Origin of the sequence: Prevotella sp. 10(H) (assembly GCF_000711235.1) — a bacterium.
Classification (GTDB): domain Bacteria; phylum Bacteroidota; class Bacteroidia; order Bacteroidales; family Dysgonomonadaceae; genus Dysgonomonas.
The window spans coordinates 453,260-473,611 of record NZ_JOMI01000003.1; the positions used below are offsets into that span (position 1 = coordinate 453,260).

The 20,352-nt window shown below is 39.7% G+C and carries 17 protein-coding genes; 6 read left to right on the plus strand and 11 right to left on the minus strand.

Features of this window, described 5'->3' with window-relative positions:
* Window positions 1-216: 216 nt before the first annotated feature.
* Window positions 217-1,044 carry a tetratricopeptide repeat protein gene (locus tag K348_RS0107485; protein WP_029904344.1) on the minus strand — a complete coding sequence of 276 codons (828 nt, stop codon included), beginning with the start codon at window positions 1,042-1,044 and terminating at the stop codon, window positions 217-219.
* A gap of 126 nt (window positions 1,045-1,170) precedes the next feature.
* Window positions 1,171-3,576: a BamA/TamA family outer membrane protein gene (locus tag K348_RS0107490; protein WP_051697698.1), complete on the minus strand. Its 2,406-nt coding sequence runs from the start codon at window positions 3,574-3,576 to the stop codon at window positions 1,171-1,173.
* 113 nt (window positions 3,577-3,689) lie between these two features.
* Here K348_RS0107490 and K348_RS0107495 point away from each other — a divergent pair, with 113 nt between their 5' ends.
* Together K348_RS0107495 and K348_RS0107500 are read left to right on the plus strand one after the other, a co-directional pair.
* Window positions 3,690-4,082: a VOC family protein gene (locus K348_RS0107495; protein ID WP_029904346.1), complete on the plus strand. Its 393-nt coding sequence runs from the start codon at window positions 3,690-3,692 to the stop codon at window positions 4,080-4,082.
* A 5-nt stretch (window positions 4,083-4,087) separates the two neighbouring features.
* Window positions 4,088-4,840, plus strand: a complete 753-nt coding sequence (locus tag K348_RS0107500) for an RNA methyltransferase (protein ID WP_029904347.1) — start codon at window positions 4,088-4,090, stop codon at window positions 4,838-4,840.
* Here K348_RS0107500 and K348_RS0107505 read toward each other — a convergent pair.
* Window positions 4,837-6,024, minus strand: a complete 1,188-nt coding sequence (locus tag K348_RS0107505; RefSeq protein ID WP_029904348.1) for a hypothetical protein — start codon at window positions 6,022-6,024, stop codon at window positions 4,837-4,839. The two genes, K348_RS0107500 and K348_RS0107505, sit on opposite strands and share 4 nt — an antisense overlap.
* A 205-nt stretch (window positions 6,025-6,229) precedes the next feature.
* On the opposite strand from K348_RS0107505, the gene K348_RS0107510 reads away from it, so the two are divergent.
* From K348_RS0107510 to K348_RS0107525, 4 genes are all read left to right on the plus strand, one after another.
* Complete coding sequence (locus K348_RS0107510) at window positions 6,230-6,865, plus strand: peroxiredoxin (protein WP_029904349.1); 636 nt, start codon at window positions 6,230-6,232, stop codon at window positions 6,863-6,865.
* Window positions 6,866-7,368: 503 nt separating this feature from the next.
* The gene (locus K348_RS0107515; RefSeq protein WP_029904350.1) at window positions 7,369-8,550 is read left to right on the plus strand and encodes a MalY/PatB family protein; all 1,182 of its coding nucleotides are present in this window, start codon (window positions 7,369-7,371) and stop codon (window positions 8,548-8,550) included.
* 105 nt (window positions 8,551-8,655) lie between these two features.
* Window positions 8,656-9,267, plus strand: coding sequence for a peptidylprolyl isomerase (locus K348_RS0107520; protein ID WP_029904351.1), 612 nt, complete (start codon window positions 8,656-8,658; stop codon window positions 9,265-9,267).
* A gap of 199 nt (window positions 9,268-9,466) precedes the next feature.
* A complete protein-coding gene (locus tag K348_RS0107525) occupies window positions 9,467-10,189 on the plus strand; it encodes a hypothetical protein (protein ID WP_029904352.1) in 723 nt (240 codons plus the stop codon).
* 76 nt (window positions 10,190-10,265) lie between these two features.
* On the opposite strand, the gene K348_RS0107530 is transcribed toward K348_RS0107525, so the two are convergent.
* The 8 genes from K348_RS0107530 to K348_RS0107565 form a co-directional block, all read right to left on the minus strand.
* On the minus strand, window positions 10,266-11,174 hold the full coding sequence (locus K348_RS0107530) for an alpha/beta fold hydrolase (protein WP_029904353.1): 909 nt from the start codon (window positions 11,172-11,174) through the stop codon (window positions 10,266-10,268).
* Window positions 11,175-11,220: 46 nt separating this feature from the next.
* The gene (locus tag K348_RS0107535; protein ID WP_029904354.1) at window positions 11,221-11,625 is read right to left on the minus strand and encodes a GNAT family N-acetyltransferase; all 405 of its coding nucleotides are present in this window, start codon (window positions 11,623-11,625) and stop codon (window positions 11,221-11,223) included.
* Window positions 11,626-11,630: 5 nt separating this feature from the next.
* Entirely contained in the window at window positions 11,631-13,112 is a 1,482-nt protein-coding gene (locus K348_RS0107540; RefSeq protein ID WP_029904355.1) for a DUF3943 domain-containing protein, read from the minus strand.
* Between the two features lie 107 nt (window positions 13,113-13,219).
* Window positions 13,220-15,859 carry a TonB-dependent receptor gene (locus K348_RS0107545; RefSeq protein ID WP_029904356.1) on the minus strand — a complete coding sequence of 880 codons (2,640 nt, stop codon included), beginning with the start codon at window positions 15,857-15,859 and terminating at the stop codon, window positions 13,220-13,222.
* Window positions 15,860-15,882: 23 nt separating this feature from the next.
* Window positions 15,883-16,770: a GLPGLI family protein gene (locus tag K348_RS0107550; RefSeq protein WP_029904357.1), complete on the minus strand. Its 888-nt coding sequence runs from the start codon at window positions 16,768-16,770 to the stop codon at window positions 15,883-15,885.
* Between the two features lie 287 nt (window positions 16,771-17,057).
* Window positions 17,058-18,038, minus strand: a complete 981-nt coding sequence (locus tag K348_RS0107555) for a ketoacyl-ACP synthase III (protein ID WP_029904358.1) — start codon at window positions 18,036-18,038, stop codon at window positions 17,058-17,060.
* Between the two features lie 176 nt (window positions 18,039-18,214).
* On the minus strand, window positions 18,215-19,429 hold the full coding sequence (locus K348_RS0107560; RefSeq protein WP_051697701.1) for a multidrug effflux MFS transporter: 1,215 nt from the start codon (window positions 19,427-19,429) through the stop codon (window positions 18,215-18,217).
* A gap of 85 nt (window positions 19,430-19,514) precedes the next feature.
* Window positions 19,515-20,348 carry an AraC family transcriptional regulator gene (locus K348_RS0107565; protein WP_029904360.1) on the minus strand — a complete coding sequence of 278 codons (834 nt, stop codon included), beginning with the start codon at window positions 20,346-20,348 and terminating at the stop codon, window positions 19,515-19,517.
* Window positions 20,349-20,352: the final 4 nt, after the last annotated feature.

Consider the following 20,352-nt stretch of genomic DNA (forward strand, 5'->3'; position numbering starts at 1 on the left):
CATTGTACATTGAAAACGTTACTTTCGTTACTTTTTAACCAAATACAGTTAATAAATGTTTATTTCACAATTAGATACAAGTAAACGAGTAAACAAGTAGACGAGTCTATAGCTCGTATCTCGTATCTTGTTTACTTGTTAACTGAAATTTCCGTTACTTTCGTTACCTTTTAACTATATTTGGTTAATAGATGTAAACATATCAAAGATTGTAGATTATTTGCAAAGCCTGAGAAATTCCTCTACAATACTTTCTTCCGCACCCAATTCCTTAGCTTTCACAAAGTCTTCTTTGGCAAGTCTCTTCTCATATTGGGCAAGCCGTAGCTGACCTCTTAAAATGTAGATAGAAGCGTCGTCGTAGCCTAACTCCAACGCCTTTTTTATATCAGTATCGGTACTTGAAAGCTTGTTCATACGTAAATAACATTCTGCCCTGTTGTAATATAATGCGGCATTCGGATTGGTGCGATGCTTATATATTAAATCAGAATACATTTCTTCGGCTTCTTTCCATTCCAGCCTGCGCTTCTTGATGGCTGCTATACCCATTTTTGCATTCAGATGCTCTGGATATGTCTCTAAAATCTTTTCGAAATCATCTTCTGCCGTAAAGTAATCCTTATTAGTAACATATATGAGCGCCCTGCGGTATAAAGCTTCTAAGTCTTTAGGTTCAGCAAGAAGAATAGTATTATAATCTTTCAGCGCATCATCGAAACGGTTCATTTCGCAGTATAATGCGGCCCTGTTATGACGTATAAATATAGCATCCGGGTAGTTCTCTATCGCTACATTATATGAGATTAAAGCTTCATCCAGATTTCCGAGATTGCGTTGTATTGTGCCCAGATTTACCATCAGCATCGGATTGTTCGGATTGGTGGGTTCTTTTCTTAACGCTGCTTTCATAGCCTGTTCGGCTGCCGGATAATCATTCTGATCGACATAGTCCATTGCCCTGTTTACCATTTCTTCATATGTTTGGGCTGTCGTGTTAAGAACCGGGTAGATAAGAAGAAGGAATAGAAGGATTTTTTTCATCAATCAATACACTGTTAGTTATTCAGGAACAAATTTACCTTTAATAAACTGATTTGGTTAAAACATATTGTCTAAAAAGATTTAAAAGAAGCCATTCCGTAGTTATGAATTGTAAACGAAAAACTCTTAGAACGGATATCCTACGGCTATATGCCATGCAGTATTCTTGCCTATCTTGTAAGGCTGACCAATAGGCCATCTTTTTGTATTGGGGTCGTTCGACGGGTCATATGCTTTCCATCCGCAATCGAGACGGATAAGAACGAAGTCGAAGTCGAAACGGAATCCAAGACCCCATGCAAAAGCAATCTCTTTGTAGAATCGGTTGACCTTTAAGCTGCCTTTTTCCTGCTTGTCATATTCTTTTACTGTCCAGATATTTCCTGCATCGATAAAAGCGCCCAGTTCGAGTACCCAAAAAAGTTTACTACGGTATTCTATACTGGCATCGAAACGGATGTCTCCCGAATGGTAATAGAAGTTGTCTTTATCGTCGACACTCTTGCCATCTTCATTCCTGAAGTAGTATGAACCGGGCCCCAGTTCGCGGATACCCCATCCTCTTACACTATTAGCCCCTCCCGAGAAGAATCGCTTTTGTATAGGTATTTGCCCGCTGTTGCCGTAAGGATATGCTATACCGCCGCCGACATGCCATGCAATGGAGTTCTTTTCATCTACCTGATATGTCTTACTGTAGTCAACTGTACCTTTCACATATTGGGCAAAGTTGGTGCCGAATACCTGCCGCGACCCCATTTCGTTCTTCTTTGAATTCGCAATGGCGGTAGCAAGAGCAAGGACATTTCCGGCTGTTTCTACGGAAGCCCTCAGGGAATATATCGGTCGGCCCCGTCGGGTAGGACTGGCTATATTAGAACGGGAGAATGTATAACCCGTGCTCATGATAAAGTGGTCATTGAAACTATATTGCTGGGCTGCAGCAGACAAATCAGCGTAAAATGCCGAGTCAAGCGAATTTTTAGGTAAATGTACGTAGCTTATATCAATCAGGTCGAAAGTGTGCCTGTTTAGAGACAAACGCCTGTCCTGCCATATATATTTTACGCCTGTAGCCAATACAGTCCGGGTAAAAAAGCCGGGCCTGCGCTGGAATGTATAGCTGGTATTGAACTGCGTAGAAGCATGTATACTTCTTCTGAAGTCCCTTTTCAGAAACGGAAACATGAAGCGGGGGAAGGTAAGGGATGTTTCTCCTCCTATCTCGAAGTAGTTATCCTTAAAGCTGGTAAAGCTTGGTGTAATAGCCTCGTATGCACCTCTCAGACGGACATTGAAAAGCTCAGACCCCTTAAATGCATTGCGGTGAAGATAGCCGATACCCGCACCAACACCGAAATAACCCCCGGAGTTAGTACCTTCTACATCTGCCGATATCCCCTGTTTCTTGTCAGGCACACAGGTTATAATACAGCGCAGATCGGTAGAATCGCTTTCCCATGCTATATTTACGTTTTTAAGTATTCGTAACTGAGAAAGCGCGCTATATGTCATGGTAGTCATAGTTTCATTATAAAGACTACCCGGTGTAATGTAGCAGTTATTTAAGATGACATTCGGTTTTATATACTGTCCGCGCGGACCATACTTTATAATATAACCGTCTTTCTCATATACTTTGGTTTCCTGATACTGGCTCAGGTCACCGTCCTCCAGTGGATTATAGTCAATATATAATTCAACAGATTTTACGGTGTACTGACGATGTGGAGAAGAAACTGTCTGACCATTAAGTCCTGTAGATGAAACATAAGGGTATATTGTCAGATCCAGATCTACCTTATTCTTACCCACCGTAGTATCGGCTTCAAAACCTATGTATTCCTTATCGAATGCGTAATACCCTGCCCGGCGGAATATGGATGTTATACGGTCGCGTTCCATGTCGAGCATATCGAGATCGAACACTCCATTTCTTTTCACATAAGTATTCCTTTTTAATATGGAATCGATACTGAAGGTAGGCAGCATATTGTTTCTGTTTCGGCTCCTTCTGCTAGGAAACAGTATTTTAGGATTGGAAAGGATACTGTCGTTTACATCTATTGTATAGCTGGTTATCCTGTAAGGATCTCCGGCTTTTATATTATAGGTGATCTTTGCTTTCTTGTTTTGCAACTCGACATCAGGGGTAACCTCGGCATTCAGGTAGCCTTTGTTGGTCATTATCCGCTCAAAATTTGTTACCGTCTGGCCGACCATCGTACTATCGTATAATACGGGAGCATCTCCTGCATGAATAAGTGTACGGTTGATCCATTTAGTGGTATCTTTTCCTGCAAGATTATATATGAATAGCGGCAGCTTAAAGATCGAAAACGTCTTGTAATTGGGCCGCTGCTTTATATAAGTTTCCATCTCGTAGGAAGGCATGACCTTCTTATCACTTTTTACAGTGGTGCTTGTCAAAAGATATTCTCCGTCGGGTACAAATTTGGTAGAACTACACGACTGTATCAGAATAGCGAAGATGCCTAAAATTATTATTGCAACTAGTATTTTATACTTCATTGGTAAACAGACAGTATGCGAATTATAAAATGAACGACAAATTTAGGGTTTTAATTGTTTCTTTTTGTAGTTTTGTGCTAAAAAGAATCAGAACTAACTTCTAAAAAGATCAAATGTTACTACATCACGTGGCCATATGGGTTAGCGACCTAGAAAAAATCAAAGAGTATTATGTCAATCATTTCGGTGCTACAGCAAACGAATTGTATACAAATAAGACGACCGGTTTCAGAAGCTATTTCCTTACATTTGCATCAGGAAGCCAACTGGAAGTAATGCACAGGGATGATATTCCCGACAATGCGAACAATACTATTACCCAGTATAAAGGATACATCCATCTGGCATTTGCAGTAAACTCAGCTGAAGAAGTTGATAATAAACTCGAAGAACTTAAAGCTGCCGGATACCCCATATTGAGAGGCCCAAGAGTAACAGGCGACGGCTACTACGAGTTTGAAACGCTTGATCCGGAAAATAACAGGCTGGAAGTCATTTTCAAATAAGGGCTATGAGTCTAAGCAAAAACAAGCTCAAGTATATCCGCTCGCTCAAGGAAAAGAAATTCAGGGAAGAGCATAAAGTCTTTGTAGCCGAGGGCAATAAGCTGGTAACAGACCTACTCCCATATATGAAATGCCAGTTGCTTGTAGCTACTTCCGATTTCTTGTCAGACCTCGATATATCCGCTATCGAAGAAGTAGTAGAAGTGAATTATAGTCAGCTATCACAAGCCAGTTTCTTACAGAATCCGCAACAGGTATTAGCCGTATTCTATCAACCGGAAGAACTGCATAATATCGATATCGATAACCAACTCGTACTTGCCCTCGACGTTATACAAGACCCCGGAAATCTGGGAACTATAATCCGCCTTGCCGACTGGTACGGCATAAAGCATATATTCTGCTCTGCAGATACTGTAGATGTTTATAATCCCAAAGTAGTACAGGCAACTATGGGTGCTCTGGCCAGAGTAAATCTGCACTATACGGATTTAAAAGCTTTTCTCTCCAATCACCAAAATATGCCTGTATACGGAACTTTACTCAGTGGTGAAAATATGTACGTCAAAGAACTCAGCCCTAACGGGATTATCATTATGGGTAATGAAGGTAACGGCATCCGACCCGAGATAGAAAAGCTCATTACCAATAAGCTTTACATCCCTAATTATCCAATAGGTCAGCCCACCTCCGAATCGTTGAATGTTGCGATAGCCACCGCTATCGTATGTGCCGAATTCAGGCGGAGAAGTAATTAGCTTTCAATAATTATATACGCCCAATATCGGGAATCCTGATTTACAGGGCAAAGTGGCATATAACCTTTTCTTAATCTCCCGTTCTCGAAGGAAGCAGGGTATTGTTCTTTTGCTTGTATATGTCGCATATGGATTTCACCTGCTTTAGCACTGAAATCGAGATAAAACTTCCCGAACGATTTTTGGGATATATACTTCTCATAAAGTTTCAATGCCAGAAACCCCATATTATAACGCATATTTATCTCGACGCATGGCTGTATTTTGTACTCGTTATTCTCTTTATAGATCATCATATCTACACCTATACATCCTTTATAAACCGAAGCATACTTTTCTTTTAATATTTCTAAAAGCGCTGCTCTTACTTCGTTCAGTATAGATAAAGTTATCAGAGATATCAACTCTCCCTCAATATATTCCTGTGAACCTATAAAGTTACTCTCATACACTCCCTTCTTATTCGTATAAAACAGAGAGTAGCCCTCGAACTGCACATTACCCTTACCATCACACATAAACTCCATTGCAAAATCTGTCTGCTTATCGAGCACCTTTTCTACAGTGACGCAGTTTTGCTTCTTCAATATACCGTGCAAAATCTGCCTTTCGGTGCGTGTCAGTCCTGTTTGAGGCAACCAGAGAAGACCTCTCCCCGATGAAGAATAAGGAGCTTTTGCTAACAACTGCGTATCGGTACTCTTTACTGCATTCTCTATTTCTTCTACATTTGTATAAATTTGAGGTATGATATAAGGCTGTATTACGTCTATTTTATATACAAGCTTTTCCAGACAATCTTTTGCTGCTAAACGGCTATTCAGATAGGAGTATTCCTCTTTCCATGCCGGTATAATAAAGCCTGTTTCATATTCACTATTCAACTCGTTGAAAAAATGGATTGCCTGCGGTGATATTCCCCATAATGAGATTTCAGACCCGCAGTAATCCGATAATTGTTCTTTTATTACAGCCTTTGGCGCCTCTGACAGGTTTGCATGCAAAAATGAACAATAATCCGCATCGAGAAGCCTATTTAAGAGTGTGACATCATCTTTCGTCCCGTACCATGCCGGTAGGTAACCTAGCTCGTTTTGCATGGAAACAACATTAGCGGGAGCCATATAATAAGGAGACGCATTTATAACGGCAGTTTCATGCCCGGGATTGAAATAGAGGATCATTCAGATATTGTTTATTCCGACAAAATTAATGAATATATATTTAAGTTGAGGCTATACTTGTTCTTCGATACATCTGTCTATAAAGGATTTGTTAATTCATATAAAGGATATCGATATTAACATAACAATTATCTATTTGACTTATTAAAAAGAACGATTTATCTTTGTGTCAGATTTATAAATTTAACTCAAAAACCAATTCATTATGTCAGTATTAGTAGGAAAACAAGCACCGGAATTTAAAGCTAGCGCAGTAGTTAACGGTAACGAAATAGTAGAGGGCTTCTCCCTCGATCAATACAAAGGAAAGAAATATGTCGTATTCTTTTTCTATCCTGCCGATTTTACTTTTGTTTGTCCAACAGAAATAATCGCTTTTCAGGAAAGGATTGCAGATTTCGAATCGCGTAATGTTGCTGTCGTAGGCGCATCTACCGACTCTGCAAATGCTCACTGGAAATGGCTTCAGACAGAACAAAACGAGGGTGGTATCAAAGGTGTACGCTATCCTTTAGTGGCGGACCAGTCATTAATGATATCTACAGCTTATGATGTATTAGCAGGTAACTTCGACTATAACGACGAAGGAAATGATGTGTTCAACGGTACACCTCAGGCTTATCGCGGATTATTCCTTATCGATAAGGACGGAATTGTACGTCATCAGGTAGTAAACGATATGCCGCTCGGCCGTAGTGTAGACGAAACGCTACGTCTGATCGATGCTCTTCAGTTCACAGAAGAAAATGGTGAGGTTTGCCCTGCCAACTGGAAAAAAGGAGATAAAGCGCTGAAAGCAACTCAGGAAGGAATTTCTGATTACTTATCTCATAAGCACTAATTTTAGACTCTTGTATTAGTAAAATATTTTTAGGTTAATTTAGTTCTTAAAGCTGTTGTCGTGGGATAACGGCTTTTTGTCTTTTTTAACGATAAAGTGTTAAAAAGTAACGAAAGTAACGGAAATTTCAGCAGACAAGTAAACAAAATACGAGATACGAGTTGAAAGACTCGTCTACTTGTTTACTCGCTTACTTGTATCTAATTTTGAAATTTACATTAATTAACCATATTTGGTTAAAAGGTAACAAAAGTAACGTTTTCAATATACAATGGAAAGTTGACAATTGACAGCGCAAAAACAATACATGTAACTCGTAACTGCCCGTAGGGCGAAGTAACTTGTAACTAACATATCATTTCAAAGAGCTATCTGCTAACAGCTAAACGCTATCAGCTAAAACTATATAGATAAAGTTTCCAACAATATATTTCCTTTTCCGCTAACCTTTATCTCCGTTTAATTTCCTACTTTTGCAAATTGAATTTTAAGCAGTGCAATATATGAAATACAATTTTGACCAGATAATCGACCGTCGAGGAACAAACGCGATAAAGACAGATGCTTTAGCCGAACGTTATGGCAATGCCGATGTAATACCGCTGTGGGTAGCAGACATGGATTTCCTTTCGCCTCCGGCAATAGGTGAGGCTATTATAGAGCGGACAAAGCATGGAATCTTTGGTTATACCAGCCCGTCGCAGGCATATTACGATTCAATTATAAACTGGATAGATAAAAAGCATAACTGGAAAATAGAGCAGGAATGGCTTACATTTATTCCGGGAATAGTAAAAGGAATAGCCTTTGTTATCGATTGTTTTACAACAAAAGAAGATAAAGTAATTATTCAGCCGCCTGTTTATCACCCTTTCCGTATAGTACCTGAGCACCACCACCGTACGGTTGTGGATAATCCGTTGGTTCTTGAAGCGGGACAATACCGCATGGATCTCGACGGACTAAAAAAAGTAATAGAACCTTCTGTAAAAGTATTGATTCTCTGTAATCCTCATAATCCGGCAGGACGTGTATGGTCGCGGCAGGAACTGATCGATATCGCCGAAATCTGTTATGATAATAAGATACTTGTTATTTCTGACGAGATACATTCCGACCTTGCTTTTACTCCTCACACTCACGTGCCTTTTGGCAGCGTATCGGACAAAGCGGCACAAAACAGTATCACATTCATGGCGCCTAGCAAGACTTTCAATATTGCTGGGATTGTAAGTTCACATTCCATAATTCCTAATAAGGAGTTAAGGGAAAAATTCGATGCATACCTAACCGCCAGTGAACTCGATGCAGGCCATATTTTTGCTTACCTTGCTACACAGGCCGCATATGAGCATGGCAGCGAATGGCTCGACGAGGCAAAGGATTATATATGGAAAAATGTTACCTTTGTAGACGATTATCTGAAAAAGAATATTCCTCAGATTAAAGCCATGTTGCCGCAGGCATCTTTCTTGGTATGGCTCGATTGCAGGGAATTGGGATTGTCACAGGCAGAACTTGTTTCTTTGTTTGTCAAAGATGCCAGATTGGCACTGAACGACGGTACAATGTTCGGACAGGGAGGTGAAGGATTTATGCGCATGAATGTAGGCACGCCTCTAGCTAATATACAAAAAGCGTTGGATAATCTTAAAAGCGCCGTTGAGGCCAAACAAATTAATTAGAGAATTTGTTTTAAGTCGAATTTAGGCACGATTGTTGTCTTACAAAATAAACAAAAAGAGTCTTTGTCAGACTTGGTTATTAATTTAAACAAACAATACTTCAAAATGAAAATTTCAACTAATAAGTTTGTTTCTTTATCATACGACCTGAATGTGGGTGAAGGTGAAGAACGTGAACTCATGGAAAGAGCCACAGCAGAGACTCCTCTTGAATTTATCTACGGGACTAACTCGATGCTGGAAGCTTTCGAAAAAAATCTTGACGGACTGGCACAAGGCGATTCTTTCGATTTTGTACTAACTCCCGATCAGGCTTACGGTGAATATGACGACGAAGCGGTGGTAGACCTGCCACGTAATATATTCGAACAAGACGGCAAGCTAAACGAAGATGTTATCTTCGAAGGCAACATGGTGCCGATGATGGATTCTAACGGTAACCGCCTTAACGGTTCTGTCGTAGAAGTAAAAGAAGACATCATTAAGATGGACTTCAATCATCCTTTGGCAGGTGAAACTTTGAATTTCTCGGGAGAAGTGCTTACTGTAAGAGATTCTACACCTGAAGAAATTGCCGCATTATTTGCTCCTCAGGGCTGCGGTTGTGGATGTTCAGGCTGCGGAGACGGTGAAGAAGATTCATGCGGTTGCGGCGGTCATTCCGAAAAAGAAGCTGCAGGTGGCTGTGGTTCGGGCTGTGGCTGTGGCGGACACTAAGAAATAGATTTTAAGATATAAATGCAGGGAATATCCAGATGGGTATTCCCTTTTTATTTAAACATCAATTATGAATTATTAATTACTATCGGCATTTTAGTAACAAACCTTTTATGGATATGTAATGTTATAAACTACACTTCCCCCCAAATAACATCCCCGCTATAATTTTACTTGTTCACAATTAAATAAAAGGTTTATGAAAAAGATTTTATTAATGTTCGTTTCCCTTATCGGGGTAACAGGACTTGCGGTTGCTCAGGACGATTGCATGCAGTTTTTCCCTAATACGCAAGGCGCTCAGTTGGTAAATACCACCTACGATGCTCAAAACAATATGCTGAGCACAATGACTTATACCATAGATAAGGTTTACGACTATCAGGATGGTACAAATATGCAGATTGGTTTTACCATGACGGGTAAAGACGGTAGTACAATCGATACGGGTACAATGAATGCCAGCTGTATGGACGGTAGCTTCCGTATGAATATGATAAACAGGGGAATGACTTCGGATATAATGAATGCTATGACAACAGACACTGAACTTGTCGGCGATTTTCTCGATTATCCGAATGTATTTAACGAAGACAACGAACCGATGGAAAGCCCTTTCACAATGGATGGCGGACAATTCCTTGTGCAGTCTAAGAGTGATAAGAAAGAATGGGTGAAAGTAAACATCTATAACCGCCAGTATGTAGGTGATGAAAATATTACTACTCCTGCAAAATCAGCTCCTTTCCATGCTGCTAAAGTTACATTCGATTTCGACGTGACTAAAGACGGCAAGACCACTACTTACAAAGGAACAGAATGGTACGCCATGAATTCCGGAGTTGTACGCGCCGAAACTTATGATAAAGATGGAAATATGATGACCAGCACGATCCTTACTACATTGAAGGATAATAAATAAGTTTAGTTTATGTTAGGTGAGAAAGGCAGGCCATATGGCCTGCCTTTTTTATCTTTAGTTACATCTTAGCATATATCTAATTATTGAGTAAAGCTACTACCTCATTCATGATTAGCTCAGGCTCTTCCAGATATATATAATGCGAACTTTTATCAGTTATTATGTGAGTAAGGTTTCCATATTCTTTGTCTAATTGATTGTTCAACCTAAGATGAACTTTAAAGGCCATTTTATTAAACTCCACGAATTTTTCTTCTATCGGCACTTCTTTAATGGATGTAAATAAATATACCGGAATATCAGAAGGTATAATATACCTTTCATCAGATTTCATCAATTCGGACGTGAAACCTATCTCATCAGCAATCCCGGATGAAACATTGTTTTTAATACTTTCCCAATTACCGACATAATCGCTCCACATTTTCTCAGTTACGGAATTTTTAAGTTCTTTGTAAAACAACTCATGATAAGCATCTATTAAAAATAATGCTTTTACTTTCTCCGGAAATAACTCCGTGTATTTTCTGACAATATATCCGCCCACCGAATGACCTATTAATATGATAGGAGAATTTAAGTCAAGATGATTTATAATTACATCTAACTCCCCGGTCATAGCAGCCATATTCTTACTGTTTGGAATATAGTCCGAATTCCCAAGTCCGTTTCTGTCATAAGAAATTACTCTGGCATGTTTTGACAACTGCTGTTGTAAATCTTTCCATGTGTCAAGACCAAGTGTCAATCCTGAAACTAAAATAATTGTCGTATTACCGGAACCTGTATCACAATAAGCTATTTTATTGCCATTATTCTCAATGTAATTAATATCCTTATTTTCAATGTTTTTTGTCATAGTAGGATCTTCAACAATTTCTATATTTTTGTTTCGGGCTTTCGATTCCGTGATACCTGAATCTTGTCCTTGAACAAACTGCTGCATCAATGAAGCTGTTATCAATAATAATAATATTTTCTTCATGATTTAATTATAGAAAATTCTTTTGTTATACTTTATTGTATATAAATCAGAATTTTCTTTCCATAACTACATATTCGTAGCCGTTCTTTTCGAAGCGTTCATCCGTTTCCACATATCCGAATTTTTGGTAAAATCCTGTTGCACCTGTACGTGCATTGCACCACAGTCGGTTTAGCTTCATATCGTTTGCATAGTCGATAAGCCATTGCATAAGTGCCGAAGCGAAGCCTTTTCCCCGCATATCGGTGCGGGTGGCAAGTTTGCGGAACTGAACATCTCGTCCTTGCAGGAAGATAGACATGACAGACACAAGTTCTTCCTTTTCATATACGCCGATATGAATGCCCATATTGTCATCGGCTAGTTTTACGAATTCTATATCCTTGTCGGGATACATTACTTCTTTGCGCATGGCAAGAACATCCTCGTAGGGTACTTCTGTAATTATCATAGTTTTTAGAATTTATAGCTTAATAATAGACGGCCTTCCGATGTCTGGGAAAACACATCCTCGAAATATCTGTAATTGGTATCGCGGGTATAATTGCTGAATATGCCCGTCAAATAGATATGGTCTGTCAGCTTTAAATCAGTCCTTAGTGTAAAGGCATGCAGTATAGCCTGCGACCTGTCGCCCTGATAATCGAATTCGTGTACATTGATATTATCCCAGTCTACATTTTCGGGATATCCCTTCCATGTAAACATGCGGTACATTTCGTATATAGCCGATACACTGATCTTATCTTTATAAATAAGGCTTCCTCCAATTTTCGAACTGAAGCCGCTCGCAAGATTATAATTGCGCTTGTCTACTACATAGTGGTCGCTAAGTGTTGCCCCCATTAAGATAACCGTACCATGCATAAAAGCGTTGAAACCGATATTTTTCCACCTGTTGCTTTTGTAAATAAGACCTGAGCCGACCGATGCCGGCGTACAGAATTTATATGGAATCTTAGCAGATACGTCAGAAATCGTATCCGAGTCGTAATAATCGAAATGCTGATAGAATCCGAAGCTGAGGAAATCTTTTTCATTATCGATTACCTCCGTGACATAAAGCCGTCCTAATATATTAATCTGACTAAGTAGAGGTTGCGAACCCTGTACACTCAGATTGCTGCGAAAGGTGAAATAATCGTAAGGCTTTTCGTGCTCCGTTGCATAACGGTCACCGTATTCTATATTGATATCGACGGCAGCACCGACCCCTTTATCGAGTATTTGCCCTTTAAGTTCGAGTACACGTACTCCTGAACTTACCTCTACCGATACGTCAGGTACTCCGAATTGCTTTCCGGTTGTAGCGCGCCTGCGCCATGCATCGCCATTCAGCACACGGGTAAGTCCGCGGGTAGGAGCTATAAGGAATCCGGCCAGTTCGCGGCCGAAGCGGTTCATACCCTCTCTGCGGTCGTCCAATACAAGGTCGGATGTGCGGTAAAGCACTTCACCCAAAGCAAGTCCGCCGACAGGAGTAGCGATTATATCATTGATCGAAGGATATTCGTTTTCCATAAACAATTCCCACATGGCACTACCTCCAAGGGCAAATCCTCCCGATTCCCAGAAGTTATATCCGCGCGAACGGGCGGAATTGAAATAGAGGCTGCCATGATAGGGGTGCAGGAACATATTATTTCCCATATCGTCATTGTCCCATACCCATGAATGTTTCAGGTTGCGCCGTATGGTATTTATGCTAATGTATGCATAGTCCTGTTTAGCTACATATCTGTTGAATGCCCATAAACCCATATTGAATGAAAAATTCTGGGCAGCTGCACCCCAGCCGTTTTTCTTCGAATAGTAAGCTATATCGATGGAATCGGCAGGTTTGGATGGAACAACGGTTTTGTGAATCGCAAATTGAGGGTATAATGATGCTGTAGTAGCAAGCATTAACACGATAGTGATGAGAAACTTTTTAAACATAAATAAAGTCCGGTTCATGTCCTTTTCTGGGAGCAAAGATAGAATAATTAACTATTCAACAATAATAATGTGGAATAGTTTAATACACATCTTTATCTACTATTGAACTATTTCAATTTGAAGCGGACTTTCACCAATACTTCGGAAGGACGGAGATCGTATGAATAATAATATCTGCTAACATCGCTGTAAGAAGAAGATACATACTGTTTGGCATTGAATATATTGGTATAGTCTAGCATTATTTCGGCTTTCTTCCATTTATATTTTATACCGAGATCGCCGAATGACATAGACCTGCTGCCCGATCTTATAGCACTATTATAGAAATTCTCATATCTGAGGTTAATAATCAGCCCTTTCATCGGAAAAATATTCAATTGTGCATAATGAGTTGTTGTCCGGATCGGTTTTAAACTTCTGTCGTCATTCTTTATCTTACTTTTGCTATGAGAATACCGCAGTGAATAATCAAAGGAGGCAACAGAACCGAATTTTGTGACGATGCCTGAACCGAGGGAGAAACTGTAATTAGAATAGTCGGTCAATTGCCCCTGACTGATCTGCGAAGAATTATTGCTGTTATAATCGGCTACTAATTTGAAAGTTGTATTTATTGGCTCAATTTCTTTACTACCGTCCATATTAAAATTTATTCCGCTGGTAGTATTAGGTATATCGACACTCGATTGCATTCTCAGTATGCCGTTGTAATAATAATCATAGAGCAGATTGGCTTTGTTATTAAAATAAGAGACATTGAATGACCCGAACAATGAATTCAGTACATTTCTGTATCTGAAATATAGAGCATAGTTCTGCGATTCTTGTTTGAATAATTCTCCATCGTTGCTCAAGAGGTTACGGTATGAGGATAAAATATAACCTGTGTACATGTTATTTATATTGCCCATCGATTTGCTATAGCGGGCATTAAGAAAAGTATTCCAATATCCGGATAACTGATAGCTAAGGAAAAAGGAAGGATTGAAGTGCAGATAGCCTTTAGTTTCTTTATCACCGGCAATCTTATTATTTGTAGTAAGGACAATATATCTGAATGGTAGGTGCAGAGAAGTATTTAGCTTACTGCCTTTGCTATAAGAGTAATTAGGCGAGAATGTCCATTCAAACTTATTTCTCCCTAAATCATTTCTCAAAGAATCGGGGGAGTTGCTCAGACCTGTTTTAGTATCAGCCCGTAATTCCGACTCCATATGCTCTATATCGGTTTTAAATCCAACATTGTAGTTTTGTTTAAATTCTTTTTTCCCAAGCCCTAATGTAACCGAACTGTATGAAGAAAAGTTAGTCTGTCCGACATCCTGTACCATTGCCTCCGGAATAGGCGAGGGGTCGAACAACTGGCTGTATAAGACCGGCTGGATACGCAATGTATGTTCGGATGAACTGTATCCGTTGAAAGAATAGAATGTCCATACAGACTTCTCTTTCGTTTTTACCATATTGAAAGTGTTGCTGATACCATAATCAGGTTTTTTCAAATGTTGATAAACATTTTCATCTGATATAGCGTCGCCCCTTTCCCTGTCCCATACACCTTCCAACTTCAGCAGGTTGTTGAAAAAATATTTAGTTTCGTTTGCATTCAGTTGTATATCTGCATTTACTCTTTCTTTGCGCAGGCGCGAACTAAGTACTTCTTCGATTTTTACGACTTCATCATTCGGAAGGTAATTCTCAGTATATGCATAGCTGTCTCTCTTCTGATAATCGTTGAGGTAATTAATATTCGCTGTCAGCTGGTAATCTTTCTTAATGCTTTTAAGATTATTGAAAGAAACCATATTTGCCATATTATCCAGATAGCGTTTTTCCCTGATCGACGGTGTTGAAGGGCTTTGTACACTCAGCAGGCTGTTATTACTCATTTTCGAAGCATCACCAGAGTAGAACGAATTCAGTTCACGGCTGACATCATCTCCCGAATTATTCCCTTTGTAGGTCGTAATGTTCTGCAACTTTTTCGAAATATACATTCCCGTCAGCTCATTGTTCCAAAGCAGAGGCGAGGCTCCTGCCCCCAGTTGCGCATTGGCTATAATAGTTCCTTTTGCCGAATCTTTAAGTTTAAGGTTTATGGCCGCATCTTCCGAAAATTCACGGTCTTTCAGCGCTTTTATCGGCTGATGATTTTCCATAACCTGTACTGTGGCAACGTCTTTTGCCTCAATATTATTTGTAGCTATCCCGTAACGGCCTTGCAGAAGATCTGAGTCTTCTATGTAAAACTTATTTATCGGTCTGTTCTGATATAAAATTCCGCCGTCGTCTTTAACCTGTATACCGGGTAACTTTTTTAATACATCACCTATAGTACGGTCGTTGGCATCGGTAAAACTTCCCACCATATAATTAAGCGTGTCGCCTGTCATCCTTATTTTAGGCGGTTTTATTCTAACCTCTTTCAGTACTATCGATTCTTCTACAATGTCGAAATTGACAGTCTGGCTGCGGTTTGCAACAGTTTTAGTTTGTTTACCGATATTGAAGCCCGATATTATGATGACTATACTGTCGCTTTTCCCCTTATATTCTATCTCATATTTGCCGGCTTCGTTCGTCATCACATAGGCCAGCATCATAGTACTGTTCTTTTCCTGCAATGTAACATTGATATCGGGCACTGGCTTTTTATCCTCATTTTGCACTGTACCTCTTATTATTGTCTGTGCGTGAGTGAAGCCGGATATTAAGAGAAGAATTATAAGGAAGTGTTTTTTCATCAGACAGTCGGTTTTTCAAAAAACTATTCTATTTCAAGAGGCTGATATTGGTTTTCATTTTTCTTGTTTACTATAACTACATTGCCGCCGTTTACATTTATTGCCGTGCCGCCCGAGCGTTTTCTCTTCAACTTCTCAAGGTCTTTTACGCTTGCTTTGATGTAGTCTGCCATAGGCAGATTAATCTCTACAGGGGAAGCAAGGTTTTCAAGACCGATGATTTCGAATGAAAATAAATTCTCCGTATCGTTAGCTTTCAAAATTAAACCGGGCAGTCCGTACAATTTCCAAGGGCCGTCATTTACCGGAATATCAGGGCTGAACCATACTTCATAATTGCGGCCGCGGAACGAAGTTGTCGCTTTCTGGCAGAGGTAATTCAGTACGGTAAGTGTATCAGTAGTTATATTCCACTTCTGAGCGGGCACAGACTCGGTGCATTTATATTTCTCAGGCCCGTTTTCGGCATTGTCGGTAGTTATCATTTGGCCTGCCTGCCGCTTTTTGTAAAGTTTGGCTGTTTCCCCTCTCGATGTGCCGTCGAATGTAGTGCCTGCACTACCGTCAAAAGCAGAAGGGTCAGCTTCTTTTAATACAGTTACGCTTTGGATGGTGTTGATATCCATTTTGTTAGTCATGAAATCAGTAAGTAAGGAATCTCTTTTCTCACGGCTAGCATCATAATATTTCGATACTTTCCCGCCTATGTCGAGTGTCATCGTATCTCTCACCTGAATTGTTTCCTTATCTACCGTTACTGGTTGTGTAAATTTATAATAGCAACGGATAGTTGCAGCATCCAGTTTTTCCTGTTTGGAACCATCGTCCTTTCTTCCGGCTGCTACAACTACCTGTGCGGATGTGATTAATGAAACAGTGGATAATGTAATTAGTAAAAGTGCTTTTTTCATAATGTATATATTTTAAGTTCTACGACAAATATAGTCTAAAAAATTAGACGTGAAAATATTTTGTCTATTTTTTTAGACAAAATATAAGGGTAATAATTATTTTGTGCTTTGAAGTATCCCTATTGTCGTTGCAGACGATGAAAGAATTTCTATTTCTGTCTATGATTTCAGAAATCCGAAAAGAATGACAGATGTTATAATATTCGATACAGTCGAATTAAGAAATACCCCGATAATCTATTCAAGACTATCGGGGTATTTTTATGAAGTTCTCCAATATGTGAGTTTTATTTTTTCTCTATTTTATTTTGCAGACAAATTCCCGCACAGGTAAGTCCGCCTCCGAATCCGATTAAAAGCAATTGGTCGTCTACTTTTACTTTTCCCGACTCAATTCCGTTGTACCATGCAAGAGGTATAGATGCCGCCGATGTATTTCCGTAGTTCCTGATACTCTCTAAGCATTTATCCATCGGTATATTCAGTCCTTCACAGATGGATTCGAGTATACGGATATTGGCGCTGTGAGGCACAAACCAGTCTATATCTTCAAGTTTGAGATGATTTTTGCCGGCAAGCTCCTCTATCTTTTTTATCAACGTAGTTACCGCCCATTTGAATACTACACGTCCGTTCTGATGTAGTTTATTGTCTGCAATTACTTCTTCGCCATTCACAGGCACATTCTGATATGACAGATAAAGGTCTTTCCCGTGTGAGCCGTCGCTCTCGGTCAGGCCCTCGAATATATAATTCTCATTACTGGCTTCTACTAAAACCGCTCCCGCTCCATCACCAAAAAGTATACAGCTTGTCCGGTCGGTGAAATCTGTAATTTTAGACAGTGTTTCTGCGCCTATCACCAGAACTTTTTTGTGTGTGCCCGCTGCAATAAGCCCTTTTGCCAGAATGATTCCATATACGAATCCGGCACATGCGGCGTATACATCGATGCATCCTGCATTCGGAATATTCAGCGCTGTCTGTACGCGGGTAGCCATGCTGGGCATCACCTGTTCGCCACTCGTAGTAGCTACAATAATAAAATCCACTTGCGACAAATCCTTATTGTATTTGTCGGAAAGATTTTGTGCGGCTTTTACACAAAGGTCGCTTGTATACTCATTTTCGGCAGCATAGAACCTTGTGTTTATACCCGTACGTGTTCTTATCCACTCGTCACTAGTGTCGAGTATACTTTCAAAGTAATGGTTGTCTACTTTTTTCTCAGGGACATAAATCCCGATGGAATCGATAATCGCATTCATTTTGTTACATATTTTCATTTTAGTAAACAAAAAAAATCACAGTCTGGTTTTAATGTGACTTTATCTTTTTCAATTTTCCGGTGCAAATATATACATTTCTGTTAAAATCAATCAAAAAAAGAATCCGGATTGTATGTTACAAGCCGGATTCATAATTATATATGCGTGATAACTATTTATTTAACAATCGTTTCGCCGCTAAATTCTTCTTTCGGATTTATCCTGACGAAAACAATGACAAAAGATACCAAGGCGCAAAGCAGAAATGCAATGCCTAAAGCCACCACTGAGCCGTCGCTTATAAAGTTTGCCAGTATGGAGCAGATGAATGCCATCAATAGCTGTATGGAGCCGAAAAGTGCCGAAGCTGTACCACTGTTGTTGCTATTGGCGAAAGGAGTGATTGCCAGTTCGGTAGTAGCCGGAAATAAGATACCTATAGGGAATACATAGAAGAATAATGCAATCAGAATGACTATCATATTCATATCTAAATACATTGCAGTTAGAAGTACAATGCTGATAACGAGCATGAACGATAAGGCATGTTTCACCAACTTATTTGTCGGTATATATTTCTGCAGCACGTTGGTCAGATAAGAAGCCAGCATCAGCCCGAAAGCATTGGTTGCAAATATGATGCTGAACCAATTGCCGGAGAATCCGCCTTTTTCCATAATCAGGAATGGCCCGTTGGCTACATAAATCATCAGTGCCCCGTTGACAATACCGGCAATAAGTGAATATATAACGAACTTACGCACTTTCAATATATTGGCATAATCACGAAATACGTTCTTTTTTACTTCCGTTTCATTTCTCCTGTATGTTTCCGGCAGGCAGAAAACTGTAAGCAGGAACATCAACACGCCCAGTCCTGCCATGACTTCGAATGCACCTTCCCAGCCTAAAAGTTTCAATACTCCGTTTCCGATTACAGGGGCAATAATAGGCGCTATGCCCATAATGAGAGCAAGTAAAGAATATATCTTTAGTGTCTTCGACTTATCGAAGTAATCGGTAACCACGGCGCGCGAAATTACGATGCCGCCACATCCGCCGATTGCCTGTATAAAGCGCATCACCCATAGTTGCTCGATCGTGTTTACATAAATACAGGCTATAGATGCTGCTATGAAGATGACGAGAGAAAGCAATATAGGTTTTTTCCGTCCGAAACGGTCGGCCATTGGTCCCCAGAATAACTGTCCGATAGCGAATCCACCGAGGAAAGTGGATAGTGAAATCTGAACGGCAGAAATATTCGTACCGAAGGCTTCGGATATTTTGAGGAATGCGGGTAAATACAGATCGATGCTAAGAGGCTCTAAGGCTGTCAGTAATGATAATACAAGAATGACAAGCCACTGCATAAGACTAAAACTTTTCATATGTTTATTCCTTTTGGGTGACAAAAGTAGGAAACAAGATCAGCCCGTCTCTTATAATTTTGGTCCGATTACTTGCACAAATGGACTATTTGTCGCGAAATTCGGTAGGAGTGAGGGAGGTGTGCTGCTTAAAGAAGCGTGTAAAATAAGCAGGTTCGTTAAATCCGAGGTCGAACGCTATCTCTTTCAGGCTCTTCTTACGCAGCCTTATTTCTTTTTTGATTTCTAGAATAAGTTTTTCCTGCAGATGTTGCTTTACAGTCTTTCCTGTTCCTTTTTTACATATTTCGTTTACTCTTCTGTTCGTTACTCCCAGCGTATCGGCATAGAAGTCCGTTTCTCGCTGGCTGATAAAGTTCTTATCGATGAGTTTCATCAGTTCGGCAACGAAAGAATCGCCATTATTTAATGAATGGGTATCATGAAATAGGGCTGATACATGAAAGAGGAAAGCTTCCATATAACTTTCCATGAGTATTAGCCTGTTCCCAGAAGTGTATTCCAGATACATCAGCACCTTTAGTTTTTCGAGAATTTCTTTCGTATTATTATCCAGCGAAATAAAAGAATTGGAAAAATATCCGTTCAGGTAATCGGAATTTATATGCTGAGTAATATTGTAGAAAGTGTCGTTATGAATGGCGAAAGAATACCCTTCTTTTCCCTCGATATTCAGTTTGTCGATTTGTCCGGGGAATATCAGCACGATCTGGTCTTCTTTTATTTTATATTCGTTGAAATCGAGAAAATAGATATTATCCCCCTCTACTTTTGTAAACCAGAGCAGCTGAAAAAAATCATAACGCTGATAATTATCGAATATGGTATCGTCCCCCATATCCTCCAGACGAAAAATCTCTATAAAAGGCTCGTCTTTCAACTGGTTCAAAAATATTTTCTTGCTCTCTTTTTCTATCACATCA